Genomic DNA, 1,291 nt, shown 5'->3' with positions numbered 1-1,291 from the left:
CGTGAACGGCGAGCGCTCGATGCACTCGATGGTATCCGCGGGAACAGGTAGCAAGCGTCAGATTCAGAACACTAGCCGCTCTGCAGACGAGGCTTTAACAGGTTGGCTCTGGCATAGGCCAGAGAAGAGATCAAAATCGACGAGCTCTAACGCTGTTCGACCTCCAAGCTCTTGGGCTGACACTATATCGCTTAAGCAAGACGATAGTGCTCGGCGCCTTCTCGTGACCGTTAATGACGCCGTCACACCAGGATGGCCCTTGGATAAGTTCCCGATTGTTTATCTGCACGAATAGTTACGAGATATACAGCATAGCTTATCCTTTGAGGCCTCGCTGAAAAGAATCGCGGCTCAATTCAGAGTAACAGAAGACTTTGTTTGGAATGCATTGCAAGATGACTTTTTTTGCGTCGAAATTTTACCCATGCCGATTCAAGCGAGTTTCGTTGCGTGAGGTTGAGATCGCATTGCCCGGGAGGCCCTTTTACCTGCCGCTCATGAATCTCAGTACCGGGGAGCAAATTCACATTATTCTAGCGCTGGTCACTCGTCTTTGCATGGCAGTTAAGTTGAGGTAACCACGGTTGGTAATTGTCGACAGTGTTGTTGTTAGTAAGCTTGATACTGAAGGATTCATCCTGTTTTTGAAGTCTCTTGGACATCCGCAGACAGGCATGCAGCTGTTGGTGAAGATTGTTTATCCAGATGATGCTGAACTTATTCGGGGCTGGTTCAAGGATAGTTGGCTTGGAGCTACAAGCGTAGGAGAACTGACCATCCATGCCTTCCTCTGAAAGCTGTGTCTCAGGCGGCTCTTGGCTCCCCTTCCTGGCGGCCGTCGTCGTTGTTGGAGCAAGCATCCGGTAACCGGCACTTTGCTGACGGCCCGATAGGTGCATTGCCAAGGTCTGCCCGCGGCCCCTGCGGGATAGCATCAGAGCGACGGGCCTGATCCGCGTGCTGCAGCAGCGAACGGCAGCTAGGTTCGCATTGCTGCCTCTTAAAACCTAAGTCGCTAGATCGAGGGCAACCCCGCGACAGATTGGGAACCATTCGTCAGGTGGTGAACACTAGGGTCTCTGGGGATTCACACCCGGGGGCTGATGTGATTCATAGTCTGGATGGATCGCAATGTTCTGACGGATGCCCAATGGGCGAAGATCGAGCCGCACTGTCTGGGTAAGCCAAGCGACCCTGGCCGCAGCGGGAAAGATAACCGGCTGTTTCTGGAGGCGGTGCTGTGGATCGTGCGCACGGGCAGTCCATGGCGCGACCTGCCGGAGCGGTTCGG

Annotated in this window: 2 protein-coding genes; both read left to right on the top strand. The window is 53.8% G+C overall.

Features of this window, described 5'->3' with window-relative positions; all coding sequences use genetic code 11:
• The first annotated feature begins 584 nt into the window (after window positions 1–584).
• Window positions 585–794: a hypothetical protein gene (locus tag OU682_RS24010; protein ID WP_268944685.1), complete on the top strand. Its 210-nt coding sequence runs from the start codon at window positions 585–587 to the stop codon at window positions 792–794.
• Between the two features lie 327 nt (window positions 795–1,121).
• On the top strand, window positions 1,122–1,291 hold a 170-nt coding region (locus tag OU682_RS24005), incomplete at its 3' end, for a transposase (RefSeq protein WP_268944686.1).

Source organism: Paracoccus benzoatiresistens (genome assembly GCF_026913015.1).
In the GTDB taxonomy this organism is placed as follows: Bacteria; Pseudomonadota; Alphaproteobacteria; order Rhodobacterales; family Rhodobacteraceae; genus Paracoccus; species Paracoccus benzoatiresistens.
The sequence above is the reverse complement of the archived record's forward strand: the minus strand, read 5'-3'. Positions and strand labels throughout refer to the sequence as shown.